The 24,553-nt window shown below is 71.5% G+C and carries 27 protein-coding genes and 1 pseudogene; 9 read left to right on the top strand and 19 right to left on the bottom strand.

Going from position 1 to position 24,553, the window contains the following annotated elements:
• Positions 1–224 precede the first annotated feature (224 nt).
• The 3 genes from AC5L36_RS08430 to AC5L36_RS08420 all read left to right on the top strand — a co-directional run bounded on the left by AC5L36_RS08430 (position 225) and on the right by AC5L36_RS08420 (position 4,637).
• On the top strand, positions 225–3,491 hold the full coding sequence (locus AC5L36_RS08430; protein WP_441217030.1) for a DNRLRE domain-containing protein: 3,267 nt from the start codon (positions 225–227) through the stop codon (positions 3,489–3,491).
• Between the two features lie 92 nt (positions 3,492–3,583).
• Complete coding sequence (locus tag AC5L36_RS08425; RefSeq protein WP_441217029.1) at positions 3,584–3,904, top strand: hypothetical protein; 321 nt, start codon at positions 3,584–3,586, stop codon at positions 3,902–3,904.
• A gap of 502 nt (positions 3,905–4,406) precedes the next feature.
• Complete coding sequence (locus AC5L36_RS08420) at positions 4,407–4,637, top strand: hypothetical protein (protein WP_441217028.1); 231 nt, start codon at positions 4,407–4,409, stop codon at positions 4,635–4,637.
• A gap of 23 nt (positions 4,638–4,660) precedes the next feature.
• Here AC5L36_RS08420 and AC5L36_RS08415 read toward each other — a convergent pair whose 3' ends face one another.
• From AC5L36_RS08415 to AC5L36_RS08395, 5 genes are all read right to left on the bottom strand, one after another.
• Positions 4,661–5,014, bottom strand: a complete 354-nt coding sequence (locus AC5L36_RS08415; RefSeq protein WP_441217027.1) for a helix-turn-helix domain-containing protein — start codon at positions 5,012–5,014, stop codon at positions 4,661–4,663.
• A 9-nt stretch (positions 5,015–5,023) separates the two neighbouring features.
• Entirely contained in the window at positions 5,024–5,254 is a 231-nt protein-coding gene (locus AC5L36_RS08410) for an LppU/SCO3897 family protein (RefSeq protein WP_441217026.1), read from the bottom strand.
• 218 nt (positions 5,255–5,472) lie between these two features.
• Positions 5,473–6,048, bottom strand: coding sequence for a GNAT family N-acetyltransferase (locus tag AC5L36_RS08405; protein ID WP_441217025.1), 576 nt, complete (start codon positions 6,046–6,048; stop codon positions 5,473–5,475).
• An 11-nt stretch (positions 6,049–6,059) separates the two neighbouring features.
• Complete coding sequence (locus AC5L36_RS08400) at positions 6,060–7,223, bottom strand: Gfo/Idh/MocA family protein (protein ID WP_441217024.1); 1,164 nt, start codon at positions 7,221–7,223, stop codon at positions 6,060–6,062.
• A gap of 175 nt (positions 7,224–7,398) precedes the next feature.
• The gene (locus AC5L36_RS08395) at positions 7,399–7,821 is read right to left on the bottom strand and encodes an ATP-binding protein (protein WP_441217023.1); all 423 of its coding nucleotides are present in this window, start codon (positions 7,819–7,821) and stop codon (positions 7,399–7,401) included.
• A gap of 142 nt (positions 7,822–7,963) precedes the next feature.
• On the opposite strand from AC5L36_RS08395, the gene AC5L36_RS08390 reads away from it, so the two are divergent.
• Positions 7,964–9,010: an ArsR/SmtB family transcription factor gene (locus AC5L36_RS08390; RefSeq protein WP_441217022.1), complete on the top strand. Its 1,047-nt coding sequence runs from the start codon at positions 7,964–7,966 to the stop codon at positions 9,008–9,010.
• Between the two features lie 60 nt (positions 9,011–9,070).
• Positions 9,071–9,571, top strand: a complete 501-nt coding sequence (locus AC5L36_RS08385; protein ID WP_441217021.1) for a hypothetical protein — start codon at positions 9,071–9,073, stop codon at positions 9,569–9,571.
• On the opposite strand, the gene AC5L36_RS08380 is transcribed toward AC5L36_RS08385, so the two are convergent.
• The 12 genes from AC5L36_RS08380 to AC5L36_RS08325 form a co-directional block, all read right to left on the bottom strand.
• Positions 9,572–10,495, bottom strand: a complete 924-nt coding sequence (locus AC5L36_RS08380; protein WP_441217020.1) for an alpha/beta fold hydrolase — start codon at positions 10,493–10,495, stop codon at positions 9,572–9,574.
• 198 nt (positions 10,496–10,693) lie between these two features.
• A complete protein-coding gene (locus AC5L36_RS08375) occupies positions 10,694–11,266 on the bottom strand; it encodes a hypothetical protein (protein ID WP_441217019.1) in 573 nt (190 codons plus the stop codon).
• Positions 11,266–12,288 carry a LuxR C-terminal-related transcriptional regulator gene (locus AC5L36_RS08370; RefSeq protein WP_441217018.1) on the bottom strand — a complete coding sequence of 341 codons (1,023 nt, stop codon included), beginning with the start codon at positions 12,286–12,288 and terminating at the stop codon, positions 11,266–11,268. The genes AC5L36_RS08375 and AC5L36_RS08370 overlap by 1 nt, the downstream gene beginning before the upstream one ends.
• Positions 12,289–12,399: 111 nt before the next feature.
• Positions 12,400–13,458 (bottom strand): amidohydrolase family protein, encoded by a 1,059-nt coding sequence (locus tag AC5L36_RS08365; protein WP_441217017.1) that lies wholly within the window; start codon positions 13,456–13,458, stop codon positions 12,400–12,402.
• Between the two features lie 100 nt (positions 13,459–13,558).
• Positions 13,559–15,253: a cellulose-binding domain-containing protein gene (locus AC5L36_RS08360; protein ID WP_441217016.1), complete on the bottom strand. Its 1,695-nt coding sequence runs from the start codon at positions 15,251–15,253 to the stop codon at positions 13,559–13,561.
• A gap of 108 nt (positions 15,254–15,361) precedes the next feature.
• Positions 15,362–15,835, bottom strand: coding sequence for a hypothetical protein (locus AC5L36_RS08355; protein ID WP_441217015.1), 474 nt, complete (start codon positions 15,833–15,835; stop codon positions 15,362–15,364).
• Between the two features lie 9 nt (positions 15,836–15,844).
• A complete protein-coding gene (locus tag AC5L36_RS08350; protein ID WP_441217014.1) occupies positions 15,845–16,138 on the bottom strand; it encodes an SCO0607 family lipoprotein in 294 nt (97 codons plus the stop codon).
• 12 nt (positions 16,139–16,150) lie between these two features.
• Entirely contained in the window at positions 16,151–17,437 is a 1,287-nt protein-coding gene (locus AC5L36_RS08345) for a hypothetical protein (protein WP_441217013.1), read from the bottom strand.
• Positions 17,438–17,473: 36 nt separating this feature from the next.
• On the bottom strand, positions 17,474–18,400 hold the full coding sequence (locus AC5L36_RS08340) for an NADP-dependent oxidoreductase (RefSeq protein ID WP_441217012.1): 927 nt from the start codon (positions 18,398–18,400) through the stop codon (positions 17,474–17,476).
• Positions 18,401–18,427: 27 nt separating this feature from the next.
• A complete protein-coding gene (locus AC5L36_RS08335) occupies positions 18,428–18,739 on the bottom strand; it encodes a DUF1048 domain-containing protein (protein ID WP_441217166.1) in 312 nt (103 codons plus the stop codon).
• Positions 18,740–18,811: 72 nt separating this feature from the next.
• Complete coding sequence (locus AC5L36_RS08330; protein WP_441217011.1) at positions 18,812–19,138, bottom strand: PadR family transcriptional regulator; 327 nt, start codon at positions 19,136–19,138, stop codon at positions 18,812–18,814.
• A 56-nt stretch (positions 19,139–19,194) separates the two neighbouring features.
• Positions 19,195–19,956 (bottom strand): alpha/beta hydrolase family protein, encoded by a 762-nt coding sequence (locus AC5L36_RS08325; RefSeq protein WP_441217010.1) that lies wholly within the window; start codon positions 19,954–19,956, stop codon positions 19,195–19,197.
• A 201-nt stretch (positions 19,957–20,157) separates the two neighbouring features.
• Here AC5L36_RS08325 and AC5L36_RS08320 point away from each other — a divergent pair, with 201 nt between their 5' ends.
• Complete coding sequence (locus AC5L36_RS08320) at positions 20,158–20,622, top strand: NUDIX hydrolase (RefSeq protein WP_441217009.1); 465 nt, start codon at positions 20,158–20,160, stop codon at positions 20,620–20,622.
• A gap of 25 nt (positions 20,623–20,647) precedes the next feature.
• Here the strand turns inward: AC5L36_RS08320 and AC5L36_RS08315 are convergent.
• A pseudogene (locus AC5L36_RS08315) lies at positions 20,648–21,052 on the bottom strand (helix-turn-helix transcriptional regulator); the annotation flags it as partial.
• A gap of 266 nt (positions 21,053–21,318) precedes the next feature.
• Between AC5L36_RS08315 and AC5L36_RS08310 the strand changes: the two are divergent.
• The gene (locus AC5L36_RS08310) at positions 21,319–21,819 is read left to right on the top strand and encodes a DUF456 domain-containing protein (RefSeq protein ID WP_441217008.1); all 501 of its coding nucleotides are present in this window, start codon (positions 21,319–21,321) and stop codon (positions 21,817–21,819) included.
• A gap of 3 nt (positions 21,820–21,822) precedes the next feature.
• Here AC5L36_RS08310 and AC5L36_RS08305 read toward each other — a convergent pair whose 3' ends face one another.
• Positions 21,823–22,782, bottom strand: coding sequence for a threonine ammonia-lyase (locus AC5L36_RS08305; RefSeq protein WP_441217007.1), 960 nt, complete (start codon positions 22,780–22,782; stop codon positions 21,823–21,825).
• Between the two features lie 80 nt (positions 22,783–22,862).
• On the opposite strand from AC5L36_RS08305, the gene AC5L36_RS08300 reads away from it, so the two are divergent.
• Together AC5L36_RS08300 and AC5L36_RS08295 are read left to right on the top strand one after the other, a co-directional pair.
• Positions 22,863–23,528 carry an alpha/beta hydrolase gene (locus AC5L36_RS08300; RefSeq protein ID WP_441217006.1) on the top strand — a complete coding sequence of 222 codons (666 nt, stop codon included), beginning with the start codon at positions 22,863–22,865 and terminating at the stop codon, positions 23,526–23,528.
• Positions 23,528–24,226 carry an N-acyl homoserine lactonase family protein gene (locus AC5L36_RS08295; RefSeq protein ID WP_441217005.1) on the top strand — a complete coding sequence of 233 codons (699 nt, stop codon included), beginning with the start codon at positions 23,528–23,530 and terminating at the stop codon, positions 24,224–24,226. The genes AC5L36_RS08300 and AC5L36_RS08295 overlap by 1 nt, the downstream gene beginning before the upstream one ends.
• Positions 24,227–24,553 lie beyond the last annotated feature (327 nt).

Here is a 24,553-nt window from a genome sequence, read left to right as displayed (position 1 = left end):
GGTGTGTAGCGTATGGCGCTCGCTGGGCGAATAGGGATCGGTTGGCGCCCGCTGGGTGATGCGAGGATCTTGGATCGATCGGGTAGCTTTTGCATACTGCGTTCGAGATTGGAAATCCGCCGAAGTCTTTACGGCCCGTGGCTTCGCCCTTACGTTGAAGTCCGCTTATCTATCGGACCACGGGGGTTGCCGTGCGGGCTTGGCCGTTCGTGTCTTGGGCTTCGATGGTCCGAAGGGGACAGTCGACTGGCCGCCGCCTCGCGGTCGGCCTGGCGATCGCTTTGGTGGCCGCACTGGCGCCGGTGCTGCCGCCGGCATCGGCGGGTGCCGCGCCGGCGCCCGCGCCAGCAGCCGAGCCGTTGACGGCGTTCGACGAGGAGTCGGCGGCTTTGTTGGCATACCGCAAACGCCGCCCGGTGGTCGTGACCAGCTTGACGTCGGAGACGTCGCGGACCGTGGCCCGTCCCGACGGCACGTTCGAGACGACCAGGCATATGGCGCCGGTCCGGACGCGCGACGACGCCGGCTCCTGGGTCGACGTCGACCTGACGTTGGCACGGCGGCCGGACGGGAGCGTGGCGCCGAAGGCACATCCGCGCCGGCTCTGGCTGTCGGGCGCCCGTGCGGCCGGCGAGGGCGCCCTGGTGGGCTTGGGCGAAGGAAGCAAGCGCACGACGCTCGGCTGGTCGGGAGCGTTGCCCGAGCCGGTCCTGGACGGCCGCAAAGCGACCTACGCCGACGTCAAGCCGGGCGTCGACCTCGTCGTCGAGGCACGACCGACGGGTTTCGAGTACTTCCTCATCGTGCGGGACCGCCAGGCGGCAGCCCACGTGGCCTCGGTCGCGATGCCGTGGGACACGGGCGACCTGGCGGTGGCGCGGCGCCCCGCCGGTGGTCTGGAGCTGCGGACTACCTCGGGTGCGGTGGTTCAGGTGCCACCGGCGGAGATGTGGGACGCGCGGCGCTCACCGTCGGGGGAGCCGGTGCGCCGGGCGGAGGTGGGGCTGTCCACCACCGGCGCCGGGGAGAACACGGAACTGGTGGTGACACCCGATCCGGCATTCCTGGCCGACCCGCAGGTGGTTTACCCGGTCACGATCGACCCGTCGGTCAACCTCGAGCCCGCCTTCGACGCGTACGTGCAGGACACCATCGTCAACACCGACAAGTCCGGCGATACCCAGCTGCGGCTGGGATTCAGCGACGACGCGGACGAGGGCTGCGGGTCCGGTTGCACGGCCCGCTCGTTCCTGGCGTTCGGCGGCATGAGCGGCTACGCCGGCGCGACGGTGCTGTCGGCGGAGCTGTTCCTCTGGAACTTCCACTCGTGGTCGTGCACCGCGATGCAGTGGGAGACGTGGCGTACCACCTCGGTGAGCAGCAGCACGCGATGGGGCAGCCAACCCTCGTGGGCCGCCCGCGCCGGCACGTCGACGGGTACCAAGGGCTACAACTCCGGCTGCGGCGACGGGTGGGTGTCCTCGTCGGTGAAGGATGTCTTCCAGTACGTGTTCAACAACAGCGGCAGCACCGCGACGGTGGGTATCCGGGCGACGAGCGAGACGAACCACAACGGGTGGAAGAAGTTCGACTCCTCCGAGGGCACCCACTCGCCGTACGTCCAGCTCGTCTACAACCGCGAGCCGCGGATACCGACCGGCTTGGCCGTCGACTCCTGCTACTCGGCATGCGCGTCGCCCGCGGTCGTGCGGTCGGGCGCACCGCAGGTGGCGGCGGTCATGTCCGATCCGGACGGTGGGACGCTGCGGGCTGAGTACGAAGTGTGGGACAACGCGAAGACGACGCGGAAGGCGGCGTCCGGCACGGCGGTGACCGGCGTGGCATCGGGCACCTCCCGGCCCTGGCGGGTGACGCCCGCGCTGCCGGACGGCACGTACCACTTCAAGGCGCGTGGCTGCGACAGCAACACGTGCGGTGACTTCTCCGGCTGGTTCACCTTCACCGTCAACACCCAGGACCCGTCCCTGCCGTCGGTGTCGGGCACCCCATACGCGGAGAAGCAGACCGGCACCTGGAACGGAGGCCCCGGACAGGCGGGATCGTTCACGTTCGGCCCGAACGGCGCGGCCGACGTGGAGGAGTACGTCTACAGCCTCAACGGCGCCAACGCGGTGACCGTGCCCGCGGGTACCCCGCAGACCCAGAAGTTGACGGCGAACCAGCAGCAGGTGTCCACGGACGAGACGGGATTCACGGCAGGCGCAAACGCGACCATCTGGCGCAGCCCGAATCTCGGGCACGGTGGCATCGGTGCTCTCAAGGTGAGCGTCGCGACGACGTCGGCCAACGTCTACGGCCCCCAGGGCGACACCTACGCGACGGTCGGCGGCGACAACGGCGGCCTGCGGCTGGGCATGCAGCCGGGCAAGCGGTACCTGATGAGCGGGTGGATCTGGGTGCCGGCGACGACCGGGCTCAACCCTCCAGGCACCTTGGGGACGAGTCGCGGGCAGCGGATCGTGTTGTTCTACCGCTCGGGCGGTGCCCAGTTCGAGCTGCCGTCGCCGAAGGCGACCGCGACCGAGGCCTGGAACTTCGTTTCGGTCGCGGTGTCGCTCCCGTCGAACGCGACCGAGGTGTTCGTGCGCATCTACAACGGCTGGCCGCCTGGCTCGAACAAGGCGGTGTACTGGGACGATCTGTCGCTGCGGGAGGTGACCGGCAGCACGACGGTCGCCTCGGTCACCCCGCCGAAAGACGGGCTGAACGTGCTGTCCGTGCAGTCCCGTAACACCGCCGGGTTCACGTCCGACCCGAGGGTCTACCAGTTCCTGGTCACGCCGAACACCGATGTCTGGCACTGGGCGCTGGACGAGGGCACCGGCACCACCGCCGCGTCCGTGCCGAACACCCGCCCCGCGACCGTCTCCGGGACGGGCGTGACATGGGCCGATACCGGGTACGTCGGGGACTCCGCGGTCACGCTGGCCGGTACGGGCGCGCTACAGACCGCGTCACCGGTCGTGAACACCACACACACCGGCGGGTACACGGTGGCGGCGTGGGTGCGGCTGACGGACCCGACGAGCTGGCGCACCGCGGTGGGGCAGGACGGGACTGACACGTCCCGGTTCCGGCTCGGGTTCCGCGACGACCGCGACCTCGACGGCGACAGCGTCGCGGATCCGGCGTGGTGTTTCAGCCTCAAGCAGACGGACTCGTCCGGTGCGAGTTCGGACGCCGCGTGCACCACCGACTACGTCGTACCCGGCGACTGGGTGAGCCTCGTCGGCGTCTACGACCCGATCAACCTCAAGATCAAGCTGTACGTGAACGGCATCCCGGCGGTCTCCGGCGCCTACGCCGAAGCGGCCGTCAACGGCACCTGGGCGGCTACCGGCCCGTTCACGATCGGCCGGGCGATGCACCTGGCCGGCGCGGGCGACCTGTGGATCGGCGACGTCGACCACGTGTACGCCGCCCAGCAGATGTGGGACGACAACGAGATCCAGCAGTTCGCTTCGCAGTAGCGGTTCCACCCGGTAGCAGGTCGGTGCGGTTCGCGAGATGGGGAGGCGCCGTGGGCGCTGTGCGAAGGTCACGTCCGTTCGCGGGAACGGCGATGACCGTGGCGGGCCGGTTCGCGCGACGCGCGGCGGGAGTCGTCGCCGCCGTCGTGGCCGCTACGGTCGCGCTCAACGCGGTCGCGGTGGCCGCACCGCCGTCGTGGCAGCCGCCGAAGCCGAAGGATGTCACCGGGGTAGCGGTGACCCCGGTCAAGGCCAAGCAGCGTCCAACATGGACAGCTGCCGGCCGTGAGGTCAAGGCGCCGCCGACGGTGGCCTGGCCGGCGCCGGGCAAGGCAACGGCCGACCTGGCCACCGCGGCCACCTCGGCGCGTGACCTTTCCGTCGCACCGGTCGCGCGGGCTGGATCCGTGTAGCCGGGCTCGTCCGGGTGGTTGCCGCGATGGGGCCAATGATGAGGTCACTGCCTGGGATCAACTTGAACTTGACGGGGCGACCGTCATACGTGCCGAGACTCCAGTCACGGCACCTGGCTTTCCAGTCCGTAAGTACGACGGCACCGTCGAAATCAACGGCCAATGGTACGGGATCGAGACGAAGGGCGGCACCGCCAAACGAAGCCCTGCCCAAAAGGCATTCGACGACTGGTTGAACGAGCCGGGGAATTCGGTCACGACAAAAGATGGTAGAACGCTGGTCGGAGTCTTCGACGTTTGGGTCGACCGATAGGGGCTTGGGGCGATGATAGTATGATCGACCAACCGACAGTGGTTCCGGCCGTCCGAGCGCAGGGGGAGCAGTGAGTTTCGACCTGACTTTCTGGTTCGAAAGCAAGTCATCTACCGCGGAGGAGGCGGCGCAGATATACGATCGGCTTACCGATGGTGAGTTAGGTGTGTGTGTGATCGCAATCCGGCGGTGGGCGAGTTCTACGACGAAGTAGTCGGCATTTTCGGTGACCTTACCGAGGAGAACGCCGAAGAATCACCTTGGACATCGCCGTTGTATCGAAACGAAGAATGCGTCATCGCCAACATCGCATGGTCCCGCCATAGAGAAGTCGCACCGATGTTGGTAGAACTGGCAGCGAAATACGGGCTGACCTCATACGACCCTCAGGATCGAATAGTTCGTCATCCCGCTCGTTGATCGGGCGGAAGCTCCGCACGTCGTCACCCTCGATCCTGCTTCAGGCTGCGCGCGGTCTCCACCAGACCGCCAACCTGCTCGGGCGTCAGGGCGCTCGCGGCCGCCACCAGCGACCCGATCTCCATGGTCGCTTTGTAAGGCTTGGGCCGCCCAGGTGTGGGGACCGTCGATAGGCCGGCGATGACCAGTAAATCGGCAAGGTCCAGCTGCAACACCGGCGCGATGTCTTCGAGGATGTCCGCGGTCGGTGGGACCGCTCCGGTGAGTAGTTGATTGATTGTCGCTTCGGCCCGTGCCGATGCCCGGCTCATGGCTCTCGGGGACAGCCGGCGATTGTCCATCAGCCCCCGCAAGATTACGGCGAACTCCGCGCTCATTCTCAGAGATTACTGGGCGGCGAGTGCGACTGCCGCCCGGTCGCGGCGGTTTTCGGCGAGGCAGAGTACGTAGTCTTCGCCGCGGCCGCGTTTTTCGAGCCACGTCGCGGTCTCCGGGTACGCGGCGCAGGCTTTTTCGGGTTCGAGGTCCTCGCCCTCGACGCGGCCGACGATCACCCACTGGGCCTTGTCCTTGTCGCAGTCCGTCGTGCGCATGGAGACGGGGTTGCCGTCGTTCATGCACTGGCCGACCTTGGCCACGTCGGGGGAGCCGAGAAGGTAGTGGCCGCCTTAGGCCCCGCCGAAGACGACTCCCATGAGGAGGACGAACAGCACCGGGCGGAGCGGCTTTATGGCGTAGACGCGGCGAAACAGCGACACGGATTCCTCGCAGCGGTGGAAACGTGGGGGGCGGCTGGGAGGAGATGTCACCGGGTCCGGTGTGCGACACCCCCGGTTCAGGCGCCCCCGGGCACCCGCATGACCCAGATCGGCAGCGGCTCGGTCATCGTGCGCACCACCTGCCATCCGGCGCGGCGGTACATCTCGACGTTGGCCGGGTTGCTGGTCTCCAGGACCGCCGGGAGGCCGTCCGTGGCGGCCCGGCTCAGCCCGGCGCGCATGACCGCGCGGCCCCAGCCGCGGCCGGCGCTGGCTGGGTGGGTGGCCAGGACGCCGAGGTACCAGAACGGCGCGTCGGGCAGCGCGGCGTGCACGGCCTTGTCGTAGGCGAGGACGCGGGCGAGCGGGCCGGCGGGCAGCTGAGCGGACAGGTCGCCGCCGGGGGAGTCGTCGGGCGCGCGGGGAGGCTCCCAGATCGCGGTCGACGCGCCGCCCTCGATGGTCCAGATCGTCTGCTTTCGCACGCGCTTGTCGAAGAGGTGCCCGAAGAAGGCGGCGGCGTACCGCGAGTAGGTCGCCTCCTCGGGGAAGAGGTATCGCAGGACCGGGTCGTCGCCGAACGCGGCGACCATGCTGCCGACGACCGCCTCGCGGTCCGCGGGGGTGGCGACGGTGATCTCGGGTGTCCGCACAGTCTCGCACTCTATCCACGCTGAGCTGGGCGTTCCCAGGTGCCGGCGGCGGCGGAGCGGACCATGGCGTCGAGGGCCTCGGCGCTGCGTACGGCGTCGTCGAGGACGGTGCCGAGCGGGGTGCCGCGGGCGATGGAGCGGACGAAGCGGGCGGCTTCGATGACTTTGAGGTCGTCGTAGCCCATGCTGATGCCGGGGCCGGGCTGGAACGCCGCGTACTCGCCGTGCAACGGTCCAGCGTAGACAGTGCTAAATGGCTGGTCCTGGTAGGCGGTGCCGGTGCTGACCCGCAGCTCACCCATCCGGCGGAAGTCCCAGGCGACGGCGCCGGTCGTGCCGTGTACCTCGAAGGTGTAGCTGTTTTGCTCGCCGACCGACGTGCGGCTGGCCTCCAGCACGCCCCGCGCGCCGCAGGCGAAGCGCAGCAGGCAGGACACGTAGTCCTCGTTTTCCACCGGGCCCTTCTCGCCGCCCGTGGCGCGCGCGTGGCCGGCGGTGGCGCCGGTGGGGCGGGCGCGTTCGGGCACGAAGACGGCGGTGTCGGCGGTGAGCGCGTCGATCTCGCCGACGAGGAAGCGGAGCAGGTCGACGCCGTGCGAGGCCAAGTCGCCCAGGACGCCGTTGCCGCCGAGCTCCCGCCGGTACCGCCAGGTGAGCGCGCCCTCGGGATGGGCGGCGTAGTCGTTGAGCAACTGCACCCGCGCGTGGGTGACGTCGCCGATCTCGCCGGCGGCGATGAGGTCGCGGGCCACCTCGACGGCGGGTGCGTTGCGGTAGTTGAAGCCGACCGTGCCCTGTACCCCGGCCGCCGCGGCGGCGCCGGCGACCGCGCGGGCGTCCTCGGCGGTCAGCCCGACCGGCTTTTCGATCCAGATGTGCTTGCCCGCCTCCGCCATCGCGACGCCGATCTGGCGGTGCAGGAAGTTGGGCGCGGTGATGCTGACGGCGTGGACCCGTGGGTCGGCGGCGACCTCCCGCCAGTCGCGGGTGGCGGTGTCGAAGCCGTAGCGGGACACGGCCTCGGCGGCCCGGCCGGGCACCTCGTCGGCGACCGCGACGAGCGCCACGGTCAGCGGCAGCTCGGGGTAGTGGTGCGGCAGGCGCGTGTACGCCTGGGTGTGCACCCGTCCCATCCAGCCGAACCCGACGACCGCGACGCCCAACGTCTCCACCATGCGACCCCCGTGACTCAGTTTCGCGGCGCCGCATGTAGCGGCGGAAGGACACGGTACCTCCGCGGCCCGGGGCATTCGCGCTGCCACATCAAGGCTGGGAAGATGACCGAATCGGTTCATGGACCAGCCACCGCTCATGACGGAGATGCTGGTGTCCCGACATGTCCTATTCGAGCTACCCCGATAGCGGCGGCTGGTCGAGGGCCATTTCGAGACGGACCGTGGTCCCGCCAGGACCACTGTGGACCTCGACGTGATCGGCCAGCTTGTCCGCGAGCCACATGCCACGACCGCCGATCGCCTGCGGCGGTGGCAGGCTGAGGGTGACCGAGCACGGGATTCCCGGCCCGGCGTCGCTGACCTCGGCGATCAACCGGCGCTCGTCGTCCTGGACGACCGTGACCTCGCCGCTGCCACCCGCGTGCCGGATGGCGTTGCTGACCGCCTCGTTGACGGCGACCGCGAATGCCTCGCCGCGTTCGACCTCCAGGCCGGCGCGATCGGCCAGGCGTAGCACATGGTGTCTCAACTGGGTCAGGCTCGCGCGCGTGACGACCTCGTCCATCACGGTGCGCTGTTCCTCGCCGTCAGCGGTCATCGGCATCTCCCTCCCGGAAACTCTCAACCCCCAATACCCCTGTTGATCGATGTGTTCACCTGGTTGTCCGGATTGGGTGCTTTCGTGGGGATCAGGCGGTGGGGCACAGCCTGCTTCCGGGTGTGCCGCTAGCTTCGCAGGTATGCCGATCTCGCTGCTCGTACCGGAGGACTCCACCGAGGTGAGCTTCGCGGTCTCACCTCTGGTGGAGCTGGCGTCGGCGTGGCACGTGCTCGTGGCGGAGGGCCACCATACCGACCGGGCCGACTGGGCGGCCGCCACGCGCAGCGCGCTGCCGGCCGACCTCACCGCCGCGCTGGAGGCGTGGTCGTTCACGGTCAGCGCGATCCGGCCGGTGTGGCTCGTCGATCCGACCTTCGCGCCGGGGGAGGGCTGGCCGGCCTGGCTCCGCGCCCTCGCCCCGGCCCGGTTCGCGGAGCTGACCCTCCGCCCGCTGCTGCGGGTGCGGGGCCGGTCCGGTCGCATCGCCGACCAGCGGGCCGAGGTCGTCGCACTGTCCCGCGCCCGCGGGCCGGCCGCGACCCGCGCGGTCCAGCTCGTCCTCGACGACCCGGAGAGGGCGCGAGACACACTCGCCGCCGTGCTGGAACGCTTCTGGCACCTGTGTTTCCGGGACGAGTGGCGCCGGTCGGCACCGACACTGCGCGCCGAGGTACGCGCCCGCACCCGCCGCGGTGGGTGGCCGGCCAGTCTGCGCGACCTGTCACCGGCCGTCAGCACCGGCGACGGGTCCGGCCGCCTGGTAGTCGACAAGTTTCAGAACAAGACGGTGCCGGTCGCCGGGCGCGGGCTCGTGCTGGTGCCCACCCGGTTCGGCGGCCAGCACCTGTACGTCGCGGACGAGCCCGACCGGCCGGTCGTCGTGCACTATCCCGTCCCGGTGCCGCCGCGTGCCGCCGACCGGCGGTTGACGGTGCGCCGCCTCGGCGCCCTGGCCCACCCCGCGCGGCTGGAGGTGTGCCGCGCCATCGCGGTGGAGCCCCGATCCGCACGCGAGATCGCGCGGCTGTGGCGATTCACCGAGTCGGCCGTCACCAAGCACCTGTCCGTCCTGCGCGCCGCCGACCTCGTGCGAGCTGAGCGGGTGGGCCACTTCGTCCGGTACTCGCTGAACGACTCAGCCATCCAGGCCCTCGGCGCGGACCTGCTGGAAGCGCTGCGCCGCTAAGACTGCCGAGGTTCGGCAGGCTTGGCAGTTTCGGCGCCGGCCCGATCTACGGTGGCCGGCATGACCGTCCTTCCGATCGACGAGGCGCGCCGGCTCGTCGCCGCCGACCGTGGGCTGCTGGCCGCGCGGGTCGAGGAGCGCACCGACGACGAGCTGACCGCTCTGTACAAGGTGGACGGCCGTCCACTCGGCGACTCCTGCGAGTCGTTACGCGACCTGGTGGCGCACGTGCTGATGTGGGACGAGATCAACCTCGCGGTACTGACCGAGATGGCGCGCGGCCGTCGACATTGGAGTCTCGACGCCGCGTGGGACGAGCCGGAGGTCGGCCGCCTGCTCAACACCGGCGGGGTGGCGGCCGGCCGGACGCTGCCGGTGGCACTGCTGCTGAGCCGGTTCGACACGATCCACCGGTCGATGCTCGACGAGCTTTCGCGCTACGACGAGCAGTCCTGGCGGGCGGGTCCGGGCGCGGTGGTGCAGCGGGCGATGACCGTCCCAGGCCGGCAGCCCTACCGGCACGCGGCGTATCACCTGGGCGCGGCCCTGCCGACGCCGTAGTCACGGAGCCAGAAACGCGGCGAGCTCGGCGAAGTAGGGGTCCGGCTCCTCCGCCCAGGGCCGATGGGCGCCGTTTTCGAAGACCTTCCAACGGGTCGTGCCGGCCGGGAGCTGCTCGCGAAGCATGTGCGCGACGGCCACCGGCGTCACCCGGTCGTGCCGCCCCGAGACGATCAGGACCGGGACGTCGAGCCCGGCCAGACCCGCGCCCGGGTCGTAGCCTGCCAGGCTGCCGCCGACGGTCCACTCTGGATCGGGCCCGAGGAACGCCGCGTACGCGCCGGGGTTGTAGCGGTCGACCGGCTCCGCCGGCTTGGTCAGCGCCGGATGGGAAAGGCGATCGGCCCACTCCAGCTCGGGCAGCACGCCACCGATCAGCTCCTGGTACTCGTCCGCGAGCGACAGCACCCCGCGCTCGCGCAGCGCCAGGATCTGGCCCCACACCTCGGGATAGCGGGTGGAGATCTCGTGGTTGACGCTGTCGATGTTGCCGCGCTGCCACGCCTGTGCACTGTGGACGGCGTTGCTCATCACCAGGCGCCGCACCCGCCCCGGATGCGTGCGGGTGTACTCGATGGCCGGCAGCCCGCCGAACGACAGGCCCACCAACGCGACGGTGTCGGCGCCCAGGTGCACGCGGACGGACTCGATCGCCGCCGCGTACGCCGCGACCGTGTACACCCCGCGGCCCGCCTGGCGACCGGACCGGCCGACGCCGGGATGGTCGTAATACACCACCGTGTGCTCGCCCGCCAGCCGCGAAAACCACGGGTGGTAATGGACGTGGCTCACCCCCGGCCCACCGGACACCAACACGACGGGCGGACCGCTGCCCTCCACCTCGACGTACAGCGGGCCGAGCGGCGTGGACACATACTCACCGTCGCCGTGCCGCACCAGTCCGGCTCCTCCCCACGTCGTCACGTTCGCCGAGCCTATTCGCCCACATCCGCGTCAGCCCTTATTAGACAGAGATTTGAGCTACCGCGGCGTCCGTCGTGGTCCGGACCGCTGCTCCCGCGGCCTCACCCGTCCACCGCTGGTCGCGCTCACCCCTCCCGCCCCTGTCCTCAAGAGGGCAGCCCTGTCACTGTCTGGGCGGGTATACGGGACGGGCGCCCCCTAGAAGCAGGTGCCGCAGGTGCCGCCGGGGCCGCCGTCTTTGGCGGGTGGGGCGAGCGCGCCGGTGTACGGCGTGGTGACGACCGGTTTGTCGACGAGCGGCGCGTCGACAGGAAGGGGTGACATGGGCGCCACAAGACGGCCCTGGTAGGACGACACCGTGACCAGCGCGCAGACCACGCGCTCCTGGGCGCCGGCCAGGACGCAGACGCCGTACTCGCCGACCGTGGGTGGGACCGCGGCGACGCCGAAGGGGCGGGTGGCGCCCGGGGTGGCGTCGGGGAAGAGGCGGACGTTGTAGCCGGGAGCGCTCGCGCTGGCCGCGGTGGGCTTGTAGGTGGCGATGCGGACGCCGCCGGAGCTGGCCACCGGCGCGCACTGGGTGGCGACGCCGTTGACGACGAACATCCGGGCGCCCTGGTCCCACTGCGCCTCGGACAGGATCGCTGTGGCGCAGGGAGCCATGTTCCACGCGATCGGATCGGCCGCGTGGGCTGGCGCGGCGGCGGCGAGTGTCGCGGCGGTGGTGAGTGCCGCGGTGAGCAGCGTGGCACGAAGGCCGCGTGCGGGCATCAGGGCTCCTCCGGCGTAGCGGGAGCGGTCGATTCGCTCGTGGGGATGGGCACAGCGTGGGCGGCTCCGAGGACCAGCGCGAGTTGGAACCGGTTTTCGACGCCGAGGCGGTCCATCAGGGCGCGGAGGGCGTAGACCACGGTGCGGCGGCTCAGGCCCAGCCGGGAGGCGGCCTCCTCCTCGCTCACTCCCGCGCTCAGCAGCGCCACGATTGCCTGCTCTCGAATGGTCAGCATGACGTGCGGCGTCTCCTGTCGGCGCGGGTCGTCGGCCATACTCCAGATCCGATAGAAGAGCTGGGTCAGGTGTGCGACGGCGTCCGGATCGCTGAGCTCGACGGCGCCGGCGTTGAAATCGGTGGGGTCCGCGGGAAACAGCGCCGCCTGCCGGTCGAACACCATGAGCTTGAGCGGCAGGTCGTCCGCCTCGCGGTGTTCGCTGCCGGCCGGCGGGACCGCGCGCCGGCCGCCGTCCTGGGGCGGTCGGCCGATGGTCCGCATCCTGACGCCCCGGGCCAGCAGCGCCCGGTCGAGCGGGGCGGCCGCCGCGGCCGCATCGGCGGTGATCGGGTCTTCGGTGTTGATCGCCAGGTGTTCGTGCCGCTCCAGCGTCGCCAGCTCGGCGATCCGCGCGCGGGCGGACGCGCGGGTCGGCATCCGCCGGATCGCGTCGGCGGGGATCCGGTCGAGGGACAGGCCGGCCACCGTGGCGAGGTGGCGGCGGTGCCGATCTTCCAGCACGATCGGCGCCCGGCGCCGGTGCAGCAGCGACAGCACCCGGTCGACCGCGACCGCGGTCCACCGCCAGTCGCGACCCTGGGAGTACCGGCGTACCGCGCCCACCGCGGCCAGCTCGTCCAGCGCCTCGGCGATCCGTCTCACCTGGACATCCAGGTGGCGAGCCAGCTCCCGGCACGTGGCCGAGTGACACACGGTGAGCGTCCGGTAGACGAGGTCGGCGTGTGCTGACAGGCCCCACCTGCCCAGCGACGGCACCGCTGTCGACGTGGCCCCCGTGTCCACGGCAATCAACCCTCGTTCCCCCATGGCGCCTGACTAGACCACTCGCGGCTCGCCGGCACCAGACCGCCGCGACAGCCCGTTGCTCAGATGCGCAATCGGACCCGGCTGGGGTCAGCCGCCGAGCCGGGGGAACAGGCGCAGGGCGTTGGCGCGGTTGACGGCGCGCCGGGTGTGCCTGTCGAGGGCGGTGTCGCCGTCGAGGTCGCGGGTGATCACGCCGACCTCCGTCGCCGGCCGGGCCGCGAAGTCGGTGCCGTAGAGGATCTGGCTCGGTCCCACCGCCTTGAGCAGGGTGGGCATGGCATACGGCGAGGCCGGCATGGCGGTGTCGTAGTAGAACGCGCGCAGCGCCCGCCGGAAGACGGCCGGGTCGACGAACTCGCCCTGCCGCCCCTGCGACTCGGCACGTCCGGCGAGGTACGGCAGGAAACCGCCGGCGTGCGACAGGATGATCTTCAGGTCGGGATAGCGCTCCAGCGTGCCCGAAGCGATCAGGTTGAGCGCCGCCCGGGTGGTGTCGAGCAGGAAGTCGGCCAGGGAGTTGGAGACGCCGGGAAGTTCGAGCTCGGTGTCCGGCAGCCCGTCGGGGTGGATGAACACGACCGCGCGGCGGCGGTGCAGCTCGGCGAAGAGGGGGTCGAAGGCGGGGTCGCCGACGTACTTGCCGCCGGCGCTGGCCATGACGAGCACGCCGTCCGCACCGAGGTCGTCGAACGCGTGCCTGACCTGCTCGAGCGCGAGGTCGAGATGCAGCGGCGCCACGTTGGCGAAGAAGCCGAAGCGGCCCGGGTACCTGGCGACGAGGGCGGCGTACGCCTCGTTGCACACCCGCACGCCCTCCTCGGCCAGAGCCCGGTCGGCGAAGGCGATCGAGGGCACCGGCGCGGAAACCACGGCGGCCGCGATCTGGTTGTCGGCCATGAGGCGGAGCGCGTCGTCCTCGGTCCAGTACGCCCAGGACGGCCCGCCCTCGGCCGGTAGCAGCCCGCGCGAGATGGCCCACTGCCGGATGACCTCGGGCACCGCGTGGTGGTGCGTGTCGATCCGCCCGCCCGCCGACCGCGCGGTGCCGCCCGCGGCGGAGGCCGGCGCGCTGCCCAGGCCCGCGGCGGCCACGGCCGTGACGCCTGTCGCGCGAAGCGCGTGCCGCCTCGTCAGTCGTATGTCCATTGTGGTCCTCCCAGAGGTCGCGGACGCGTTGCCGATCCATGGTGGACCGGGCCGCCCCGCCCGGTACATCGGGGATGCAACCCCCGGGAAGACCCTTGGATCAGCCGCTCATCGGCAGCACGCGCGCGATCCGGATCGACGTGCTGTTGCCGCCGGCGGCCGGGTAGGCGGCGCTCCCGTCGGCGTACGCCTTGAAGGCCTGGAAGTTGTGGTCGCGCACGCCAACGGTGAACTGCGCGCCCACGGTCGTGCCGCTGCCGGCGTCGTACACCTGCGCGGCCATCGCGGAACCCGACTCCCAGGCCAGCAGCATCCGGCCCGTCCCGTAGCTCACCAGGTGCGGATGGCTCGTTCTCGCGGCGGTGTTCACGGTGGTGTCGGACGCGCCGGTGGTGAAGTGTTCCAGGCGCGCCTGCCCGCCCTGGCTCCACGCGGTCCAGTAGCCCGACGTGCTCGCCAGCACCAGGTCACCACCGAAGAGGGTGCCGTCGCAGGTGCCGGCGGCCACCGTCCGATATGGATTCGGCTGCGCGATGCGGCACGCGTTGTCGGTGGCGCACACCATCGCGAACCTGCTTGTGCGCGGATCCCACACGATCCGGGTGCCCCAGCTGTGGCTGCACCCCACCTCGAAGCTGTCCCGATGCCCGGAGACCAGCGATCCGTTGGCGCCGACCACCTGCATGCGGTCGCCCTGGTGGACGTCGACGCAGCTTCCATTTTGGACGGTGATGGCGACGCCGAAGTAGGCCGCGTAGTTGGCGCCGTCGGACGCGAGCCGGCCGTGGTGCTGGTACCACCACACGAAGCGGGCGCCGTTGTCGTAGCCGGAGCGGGTTTCGCTCAGGTTGGTGACCTGCCGCTCCCACACGAGCTGGCCGGAGTTGTCGAAGCGGACCATGTGCATCGTGTTGCACGGGCTGGACGAGCCGCCGCACAGCGGTCCGTCGCCGCACTCGCCCCGCCGGGTGAGCAGCAGCACGCCACCATTGCTGTCCGCCTGCACGTCCTGTAGGTCGATGCCCGCGAAGCTGGTGGGCGTCCCGACGAGGCGGTCGTCGCAGTCGAGCTTGCCCAGGTACACCCGGCTGTCGGTGCCCAGCCACGCCAGCCAGGACCCACCGGACGGCGTCGCCGCGATCGCCATGGGCAGCGGCTCGGTGTCGCCTTCCCGCCCGTAGCCGGTGACGGGCACGCCGACGTCGACCTGGGTGACGGTCACCACGGGCGCGGCGCCGGCCGGCCTCGCGCAGTCCGCCGCCGGCGGCGCCGTCGTGGTCGGCGTCGCACTCGGGGTACCGGACGGCGAGGGGGAGGCGGTCGGGCTCGGCGACGCGGTGGCGCTCGGTGTCGCGCTGGGCTCCGACGTGGCGGTGACCTGGCCGGTGCAGGTCACCCCGTTCAGCGAGAAGCTCGCCGGAACCGGGTTGCCGGCGGCACTCCACGCGCCGTTGAGCCCGAACGAAACCGTGGCGCCCGTGGCGATGCGGGCGTTCCACGCCGCGTTTGTCGCGGTCACCGCGTCGCCACTCTGCGAGACCGACGCGCTCCACGCCTGGGTCACCGTCTGTCCGGCCGGATAGGACCAGCGCAGCGTCCAGCCGCTGACCGGATCGCCGAGGTTGGTGACAGCGACGTTCGCGGTGAACCCGGTGCTCCACTGCGACCCGATGCCGTAGCTGACCGAGCAGCCGGTCGAGGCGGCGTGCGCCACCACGGCCGCCGTCGTACCGGCAGCCACCGCGGCGGCGCTGGCCGCCGCCAGCACCACAGCACGGAGTCGTCGTTGGCGCATGTCGCTGTCTCCTGTCCGTAGATCGTCGCGGCGACCGATCATATGGACGGGACCGACCGGGGGCAATTTACCTTAATGAATGAATAAGGTTGCCCGTTACCCGGTGGGTCAGTCGTGCAGCTCGGTGCGCTCGATCTCGGCGAACGCCGCCGTGAGGTATCCCACGAGCGGACGCGGAGTCGCGTGCAGCAGGTGGGCCACCAGCAGCGCCGAATGCCGCGCCACCGAATCGGCCGCCGGGCGGGGCGCCTCGTCGTCCTGGCCGTGGACGCCCAACGCGCCGGCCAGCAGGACGAGCACCACATGCGGATCGACGGCCGGCTCCCACGCGGCGGCGCCGCGCACACACTCCTCGAGCACCCGGCGGATGTCGTCACCGCCCAGCCCGTCCGGGTGCGCCTCCTCCAGAAGCAGCCGGACCACCGCACCCAGCACGAGTCCGGAACCCTCGGCGGCGGCGAGCGGCCCGGCGGCTGCCGCGAGCGCGTCCCGGTCACGCTCCCGCGCGGCGGCGACAGCGTCCGAGGCGGCGACGGCGATCGCCTGGGCGGGAGCGGGCAGGTGCCGCCACGTCGTACTCATCGAGCCCTTTCATTGGGATTGGATGATGTTGCCGCTCTGGTCGATGGTGTGGGTCCGCCAGTAGACGTCCCATTCGTCGTCCACGTGCCTCGGCTCCTTGCCCTCCGGATAGCGGGTCCAGCCGGCTGGCGGCTCTTCGTCCTCGGGGACGCACTGGCGGCCGGTGCTGCCGACTTGTTGGACCGGATAGTCGCCGGAGCCGCAGATGGCGTCCTGGAACGTGCATCCGCCGACCAGCAAGGCGGCGGGCAGGCTGGCGGCCGCGAGGGCGACGCGGCATCGCCGGATGATGCTGAGGTCCATGCTGCCCTCCGGTCAGGCGCTGGTGAGGAGCGCGGCGCTCAGGTCGGCGGGGCACTCCCAGAGGGCGCGGGGGAGGCGGGCGTTGCTGCCGCTCCAGGCCATCGTGAGGCGGGGGCTGCCGTCGGGCGCGTAGAGGGCGACCATGGGTTTGGTCGACTGGTTCAGCCCTTTCAGGCCGAACAAGGCGATCGGCTCGGTCACCGGGCGGCGGGCGGCCTGCCGCTCCTGCCGCCAGACCTGATAGGCGGTGGCCAGCCGCCACGGTGCGCAGTTTCGCAGCTGCTCGTACAGCGTCTTGACCCAGGTGTCGGTGTAGCGGGCGTATTCGTAACTGATCGGGTAGCCGTCGAGCAGCGCGGCCAGGTCGGTGTCGACCTCGACGCCGCAGCGGATGAGTGCGTCCGCGAGCGCGTGCTGGTCGAGCAGGTCGGCGATGGGGCGGGCCGTGTCGGCGTCGGGCACCTGCCATCGCCGCTCGGGGGTGGCGTCGCGGTGGGTCGTACTCCACAGCCAGGGCAGCTGGTCCCATCGGTGGTCCTGGTTTGCCCCGATCAGCGCCTCGACGCTGACGGCCAGCTCGTCGCCGTCGGCCCGCACGGCGAGCCACGGCCCGCGCTTGCTCAGGCCGGCCTCGTAGCCAGTGAGTGCGACGACGGCGGCCTTGGCGTAGCGGCCGAACCTGTCGCGGGGGAAGTGGAAGCAGAGCTGGGCGTGGTCGAGCTCGCCCAGGTGGCGGGCCAGGGCCTCGCGCTGCTGGGGTGGGACGGCCGTCGGGTCGGCCGCGAGGCGGACCCGGGCGGCCGCGGCGGCCGTGCGCCGGGCGTCGACCTGGCGGGTGAGCTCGGTGCGGCGGCGGGCCGGGTCGGCGGCGGGTGGGCTGGCGCGCAGCGTGTCCCGGTAGCCGTGCCACAGCCGGATCGCGTCGACCACCGCCTCCTCGGCGCGGACCAGTCGCCGCGGCGCCCAGATGGCGGGCGGGTCGCCGGGGCCGTCGCCGCGCCCCTCGAGGGTGCTGACCTCGAAGACGAAGTCGCTGTCGAGGTCGTACTCCAGGTCGGTGTCGCGCACCCAGGTGTCGCCGTCGCGGCGTGCGGCCAGGACCGTGACCTGCATCCGCCCGGTGGCGGCCGCGTCGCGGACGGAAAGGCCGGTCAGGCCGTCGGGTATCGCGCCGTAGAAGTCGTAGTACGGCACCAGTACGCCGAAGACGGCTTCGATGCCCAGGTCGCGCAGCCGGGTGTAGACCCCGGCCAGCAGTTGCTCGCGGCGGGTGCGGAACCGGTCGAGGGGCTGCGACACGCGCGCAATCCTGCCACAGCCCGCTGCCGGCTCGGCTCAGCCCGGCGTCAGCACGACCTTTCCGCGCAGGCCGCCGGCCAGCACCCGCCGGTGTGCGTCGGCCGCCTCGGCGAGCGGCATGGTGGCCGCCACGCGGGTGCGGAGCCGGCCCGTCGCCACCTGCTCGACAAGCTCGGCCAGCAGCTTGCGGTCGAGCTTGATGAGCTGGAGGTCCTGGCGCACGCCGCGGGCCGGGTTGATGGCCGGCGTGGGGCGGGTGGTGACCACCACGCCCCGGTTTTCGACCGCGGCGGCCGCCTCCTCGCCGAGGGGGACCGCGTCGAACAGCGCGGTCACCGGCCTCAGCGTGGCCAGGTCGGTGGAGCGGGGAATCACCTCCTGTGCGCCGAGACCGCGCACCCACTCCTCGTCGCCGTCGCTGGCCTGCGCCAGGACGCGGTAGCCGCCCTGGAGGGCGAGCTGGGCGGCGAAGCCGCCGACACCGCCGCTGGCGCCGGTGACCAGGATGCTGCTGCCGGCCGGCGGCAGGCTCAACGACAGCAGCTCCAGCCCTTGGTGTGCGGTCTGCGCGTTGAGCGGGACCGTGGCGGCGGCCGCGAAGTCGAGCTCGTCCGGCAGCGGCACCAGCCAGTCGGCGTCGGCGGCCACGAACTCGGCGTAGCCACCGGGCGCACCCCGCGTCAGATACCACGGGATCATCCCGACGACGCGGTCACCCACCCGGAAGTTTGTCGTGTCCGCACCGACCGAGGCCACCTCGCCGGCGATGTCCCACCCGGGCAGGAACGGTGGCATCACCGGCCCGCGCGGGATCTGTCCGGTCGTGGCGGCGACGTCGGCGGGGTGAACGCACACCGCGCGGACCCGGACGACGACTTGCCCAGGCTGCGCCTCAGGCTCGGGCAGCTCGGTCACTTGTAGCACCTCAGGCCCGCCGAGCGCGGCCGCGATGACCCCCAGCATCGGTCCACTATAGAGGCTCCCGTGTGGTCACCTCTCGGGCGTGCCGGGCTTTCCGCTGATGGACTGCTGGTAGATGTCCGCGTAGGTGGGCGAGTCCGTGATCAGGCCGTCGCAGAAGGCGGCGACGTCGGTGCCAGTGAGCTCCAGGACGCCCCTGCCGGCCGCGACGCCCTCCTCGAAGAAGTCGACGATCCCCGGCAGCAACGGCCCGTCCGGCAGGTCGACCGGTCCGACCTTGAACAGGTACCTCTGCATCTCCTTGTAGACGATCTGGTAGTCCGGCGGCAGCGCCTTGACCCGCGCCATGTGCGCCCGCCACTGCTTCTTGCCCTCGACGATGTCCTGGATGCCTACGTCAGCCTCCTAGCTGGGCCAATTTCCTCGCGACGTTCGTGATGGTCGCCCAGAAGCTCATCTCCCGCCCTCCTTGAGCTTGTCGATTCGTGTGGAGAGGTACGCCCATTTCGCCCAGAACCTCGCGAGCTCTTCGCGCCCCGCGTCGTTGAGCGCGTAGAACTTGCGCGGCGGGCCCACCCCGGACGGCCGTTTCGTCACCTGGACGAGTCCGTTCTTCTCCAGGCGCAGCAGGATGGTGTACACGGTCCCCTCGACGACGTCGGCGAAGCCGAGCTCGTCGAGCCGACGCGTGATCGCGTATCCGTAGGTCTCCTCGCTGCCGATGATCTGGAGCACGCAGCCCTCGAGCGTGCCCTTCAGCATCTCCGTCAGGTCGTCCATAGCGGGCCTCTTCGGTCCTGGTACTGCGTATTACTAAGTACCAGTACACGGTATCACTAAGTAGTGGGTCCTGCCGAGCTGAGGGTCCGAGCGAAGAACCGAACCGCGCTGTCGGCCTCGAACCTCGGCACCTCCTTGTGCCTGCCCGCGTTGGCGTGCAACGTCTTCCGCGTCGAGGCGAAGGCGTCGAACAGCTCGAGGCCGGCCTGGCGCGGGATGTGCTCGTCGTCCCACTGGAGCACGAACTCGATCGGCACGGTGATCCGCCTCGCCAGCTCGACCAGGGACTCGGGCCAGAACTGACCGAAGACCGCGGCGCTGATCCGGGTGTCGGCCGCGGTCAACGGCACCCCGATCGCGGTGCCCATGTTGATGCCGTAGTAGCCGACCGGTCCGCCGGCGCCGATCTCCGGCAGCCGCTGGAGTGCGTCCAGGGTCGCCCGCCACTCCGGCACGGCGCGGCGCGCCAGCTCGCCGTTGTACCGCACGACGATCGGGCCGACCGGCTCACCCGCCGCCATGGCCCGCTGCATGGCGTCGATCTGCCGCTCGTCGTACGCCGTGCGCGGCCGGTCGCCGTGTCCGGGAGCGTCGATGACGGCGACGTTGAGGCCGGCGCCGGTCACGAGCAGGTGCGCGCGGCCCAGCATCGCCGGCGCCTTCTTGTGCGTGCCGCCACCGTGACCCATCAGGACCAGGGGCGCGCGACCGGCCCCGGATGCCGGCGACCAGAGCACGCCGGGCACGCCGCCCACCGTGAAGTCGCGTTCGCGGAGACCGTTCGAGAATGTCTCGCCGGTGAAGTGCAGAGAATGCATGGGTGTCGCCTTTCGGAGTGCCTCAGGCGCTCCCGGCGACCCCTACGTCAATCGCCCGACCGTGACGAAGCGAGGAGCACCCACCTCGATACAACGCTCATGGGTCTCACCTCCTCGCACGATGCCGATGTCACGGCCTTTCGGAGGCTACCGCGCGGCCGCCGCCGCGCCCACACAATTCCGGCCTCTAGGGTCGGTGGCATGGCGATTCCGGACTTCATCGTCGAGCTGCGCGCTCGCGTCGGCCACGCACCCCTGACGCTGCCGGCCGTGACGGCCGTGGTTTTCGACGAGGCCGGGCGGGTACTGCACGTGCGGCGGGCGGACGACCACCGGTGGGCGCTGGTGACCGGCTGCCTCGATCCGGGCGAACAGCCGGCCGACGGCGCGGTCCGGGAGGTGCTGGAGGAGACCGCGGTCGAGGTGGCGGTCGAGCGGCTGCTCGGCGTGGAGGCGTTGGACCTCGCGGTGTTGCCCAACGGCGACCAGGTGTGGTGGCTCGACATGGCGTTCCGGTGCCGTGCCGTCGGGGGAGAGGCCCGGGTCAACGACGACGAGTCGGTCGAGGTGGCCTGGTTTCCTCCGGGGGAGGGTCCGGAGCTGGACGCGCGGCAGGCGCGCTGCCTGGAGCTGGCGCTTGTGGAGAAGCAGGCCTGGTTTCGCTGATGCCCGCCCGCTGGTAGCGCTCCGCGAGCTCGCGTAGCGCGTCCACCAGCTCCGGCGAGTCCACGACCTCGAAGTCCGCGTCCAGCATGCCCAGGTAGAGCGCGAGCATCCGAGGGTGGTCCGAGCCGGGCTCGAAGGCGCAACGGTCGTCGCCGAGCGGCTCGACGTCGACCGGGATCGGCAGCCGGTCGCGTACGTGTGCCGCGGGCGCGTGCACGATGACGCGGGCCCGGTATCGCCACGTCGCCTCGCCGATCCCGCGGGCCAGCCGCGCCGCGATCTCCCGGTCGGGCGGCAGCGCGCGGGGCGTGAAGCGCGGCCCGTTGGGCGTCCGCAGCGCGATCCGGTCGGCGCGGAAGGTGCGCCAGTCGTCCCGGGCCACGTCCCAGGCCACCAGGTACCAGCGCCGCCGGTCGTTGACCCCACCCAGTTGGCGGCGGACCTGCGGACGTTCTTCGGACCGCTGGCATAGCCCCAGTGGCTACCGCGTGCGGTGATCGTCAGCCCAAAACCGCGTCCTTGCCCGCGTTATGGGCACGCGCCGCGCCACCATCGGGTACCTCGTCGCCGACTATCTACTTCAGACGGTGACGGCCGTCCGCAGCTTCGGGCTCGACGCGGCCCATCAGTGAGCCGCCGCTCAGTAAGGGCGGTCGTCGATAGCGCGGCCGGCCTTCATGGCGCAGGATGGATGGCGTGGAGCTCACGGTCGACAACACGACGGTGACGGTGCTGTGCGGGCTGGCCATCGCCGCCGGCATCGTGGGCGTTGTGGTGCCGATCCTGCCCGGGCTGCTGCTGTGCTGGCTCGGCGTGCTGGCGTGGGCGGTCTTCGGCGACGGCGGCTGGGTAAAATGGCTGGTCCTGGCCGTCGTCACCGTGTTCGCGGTGGCCGGCACCGTCGTCAAGTACCTGTGGCCGGGCCGCAACCTCAAACGCTCCGGCGTGCCCAACAGCACGCTGCTGGTGGGCGGGGCGCTCGGCCTGGTCGGCTTCTTCGTGATACCCATCGTGGGTCTGGTCCTGGGTTTCATCCTGGGCGTCTGGCTGGCCGAGCGGGCGCGGCTGGGCGACCACCGGCAGGCCTGGCCGTCCACTGTGCACGCGCTCAAGGCCGCCGGCCTCTCGATGCTGATCGAGTTGGCCGCCGCGCTCGCGATCGCCGCGACGTGGGGCGTCGGGCTGCTGGTGGCCTGAGCGCTACGGGCGGATCCAGCCGCGGTAGGGAAGCGGGTCGACGTTGCTGCCGCAGATGACGGTGACCACGTGGCGGCCGGCGAACCGCGCGGGGTCTTCCAGGACGGCGGCGACGCCGAGCGCGGCCGAGGGCTCGACGACAAGCCCGGCCAGGTCGAGCAGGTGTCGCATGCCCGCGAGGATCGACCGTTCCTCGACCAGGACGGCGTCGTCCGCCACCGCGAGCAGGTCGTCGAGGACCTCGGGGATGGGGTGGCGCCCGGCCACGCCGTCCGCGATCGTGTCGATCGACTCGGTGGTGACGACCTGGCGCGCGTGCCAGGAGCGGGTCATCGCCGGCGCGCCCGCGGGCTGCACGCAGACGACCTCGGCCCCGGGCCGCAGAGCCTTGAGGACGTGACCGACGCCGGTGGCCATCGCGCCGCCGCCCAGGGCGATCAGCACCGCGTCGAACGGCGGGCCGGCGGCCAGCTCGAGGCCGATCGTCGCGGCGCCCTCGCACGTTTCGATGTCCAGGCTGTCTTCCACGAGCCGGATCTCGCGCTGGCGCGCGATCGCCGCGGCCCGTTCGCGCGCGTCCTCGATGTCGCCGTCGACGAGCTCCAGCTCGGCGCAGAGCGCGCGGATTCCGTCGAGCTTCGCGGTGGGTGCCCGGCGGGAGGCCACGACGGTGGCGCGGATCCCGCGACGGCCGGCCGACCAGGCGAGCGCCTGTCCGAGGTTTCCGGCACTGGCGCACACGACCCCGGTCGCGCCGCGCTCGGCCAGCAGGCTCGTCACCAGCTCGGTGCCCCGGGCCTTGAAACTGCGGACCGGGTTGGCCGTCTCCAGCTTCACGCTGACCGTGCAACCCAGCGTGCGCCCGAGCGGCCCGCACGTGTAGAGCGGTGTGTCGAGGAAGAGCGGGTCGATCACCTGCCGAGCGGCACGGATCCGAACCAGGTCCAAGCGCGTGTCACCCATGACGAGATCATGCACGCTTCCCGTTACGCCGTCAGCAGAGTATGCGGGCGGCGGCCGGCCGCACGGGTCATGCTGGGCCGGTGGCGAAACGAGGTGTGGCGCTGTGGCTGCCGGGCGGCGGCTGGCGCGGATGGTCCGACGAAGACGGCACGGCGCTGGCCGGGCACGGCCTGACGGTGGTGCCGGGCCGCTACCGGCTCAGCCACGAGGCGACCTGGCCCGCGCAGCTCGCCGACGTACGGGCGGCGGCGCGCGAGCCACTCACCCAGGCGCGGGCCGCGGGCGTGCCGTTCCTCGTGGCCGGCGACTCGGCCGGCGGCCACCTGGCCTTGCAGCTCGGGTTGCGCGGGGTCGCCGAGCCGGGCGACGTCGACGGGGTGCTGGCCTTCTGGCCACCGCTCGACCCGCTCGCCGACGACTGGCTCCAGCTGCTGCGCACCACCCGCCACGGCGACAACCCGTGGCGCGACCTGCTCGGCCACGAGCCGGCGGCCGCCGATCCGTCGACATTGGACGCCACCCCGTCGACCCACGTCAACGGCCGGGTGCCCGTGCTGCTCGTCCACGGTGCCCAGGACGCCGCCGTGCCGGCCAGCCAGACCGTCGCGCTGGCGTCGGCTCTGCTGCGGGCCGGGCATCCGGTCCACGCCCTGGTCACCCACGGCGGCCACGCGCTCCCACTCGACCGGCCGGACATCCACGCGGTCACCGCCGCGTTCCTCGACGGCCTCGAAGGGCTGAGGTGATGGCAGACCTCGCGGTGCGGCGGGTGGACTTCGGCTACTTCGTGCGGCCGGCCACCGAGACCGGCACCGGCGAGCCGAGGGTGGAGCCCTGCCTGGGCTACCTCGTCGCGCATCCGGACGGGCTGCTGCTCGTCGACACCGGGATGGGTAGCCACCCGGAGGTCGACGCGCACTACCGCCCGCGCCGCGTCGCCCTGGCGTCCGCGCTCGCCGCCGCGGGCACCGGCGTCGACGACATCCGGTTCGTGGTCAACTGCCACCTGCACTTCGACCACTGCGGCGGCAACCCCGCTCTGGCTGGCCGTCCGGTCTTCACCCAGCGCGCCGAGCTAGACGCCGCCCGGCACACGCCGGACTACACGCTGCCCGAGCTGATCGATCCGCCGGGCCTCCGCTACGAGGTGCTCGACGGTGAGGTGGAGATCCTGCCCGGCGTGCTCGTGGTGCCGACGCCCGGCCATACGGCCGGCCACCAATCACTGGTCGTGCGCCGCCGGGACGGCACCGTGGTCGTGGCCGGGCAGAGCCACGACACCGCCGCCGGGTACGGCGCGGACGCACTGGCCCGGCGCGCCACCCGAGACCACCACGACGCGCCCCTGCCGGCGGCCCCCGCCTGGATCGACCGGCTCCAGCGCCTCGACCCGGCACGGGTCGTCTTCGCCCACGACAACGCCGTCTGGGAACCGGCTGCCTAGAGACCCGTCGTGGTGTGGTGCCTGGAGCTGGATTGCCCGGGTCCGTGTCAGCTGCGGACCGCTGCTCCCGCCGGAGACCGCGCGGGTCGGCGGCGAGCTGGCGCTCGCCGAGATCCCCGACCCGCGCTGCCAGCTCCGCGGTGCAAGCCCCGAGAGGGTCTTCGCGGGACCTACCTCCGCCATCCTGACGCAGCGTCACCAGCCCAGGGACCGGGACTTCGAGATCTAGGAGACTGAGGGTTGAAATAGCGCCCTAACTCTCCTAGATCTCGAATCTCGCGCCGCGCACACCGTCGCGACGGTTGCCCGCGGCGACGAAACCCCTGT

This window comes from Phytohabitans sp. LZ39 (assembly GCF_059359075.1).
This window is presented reverse-complemented; position numbering and strand designations above follow the sequence as displayed.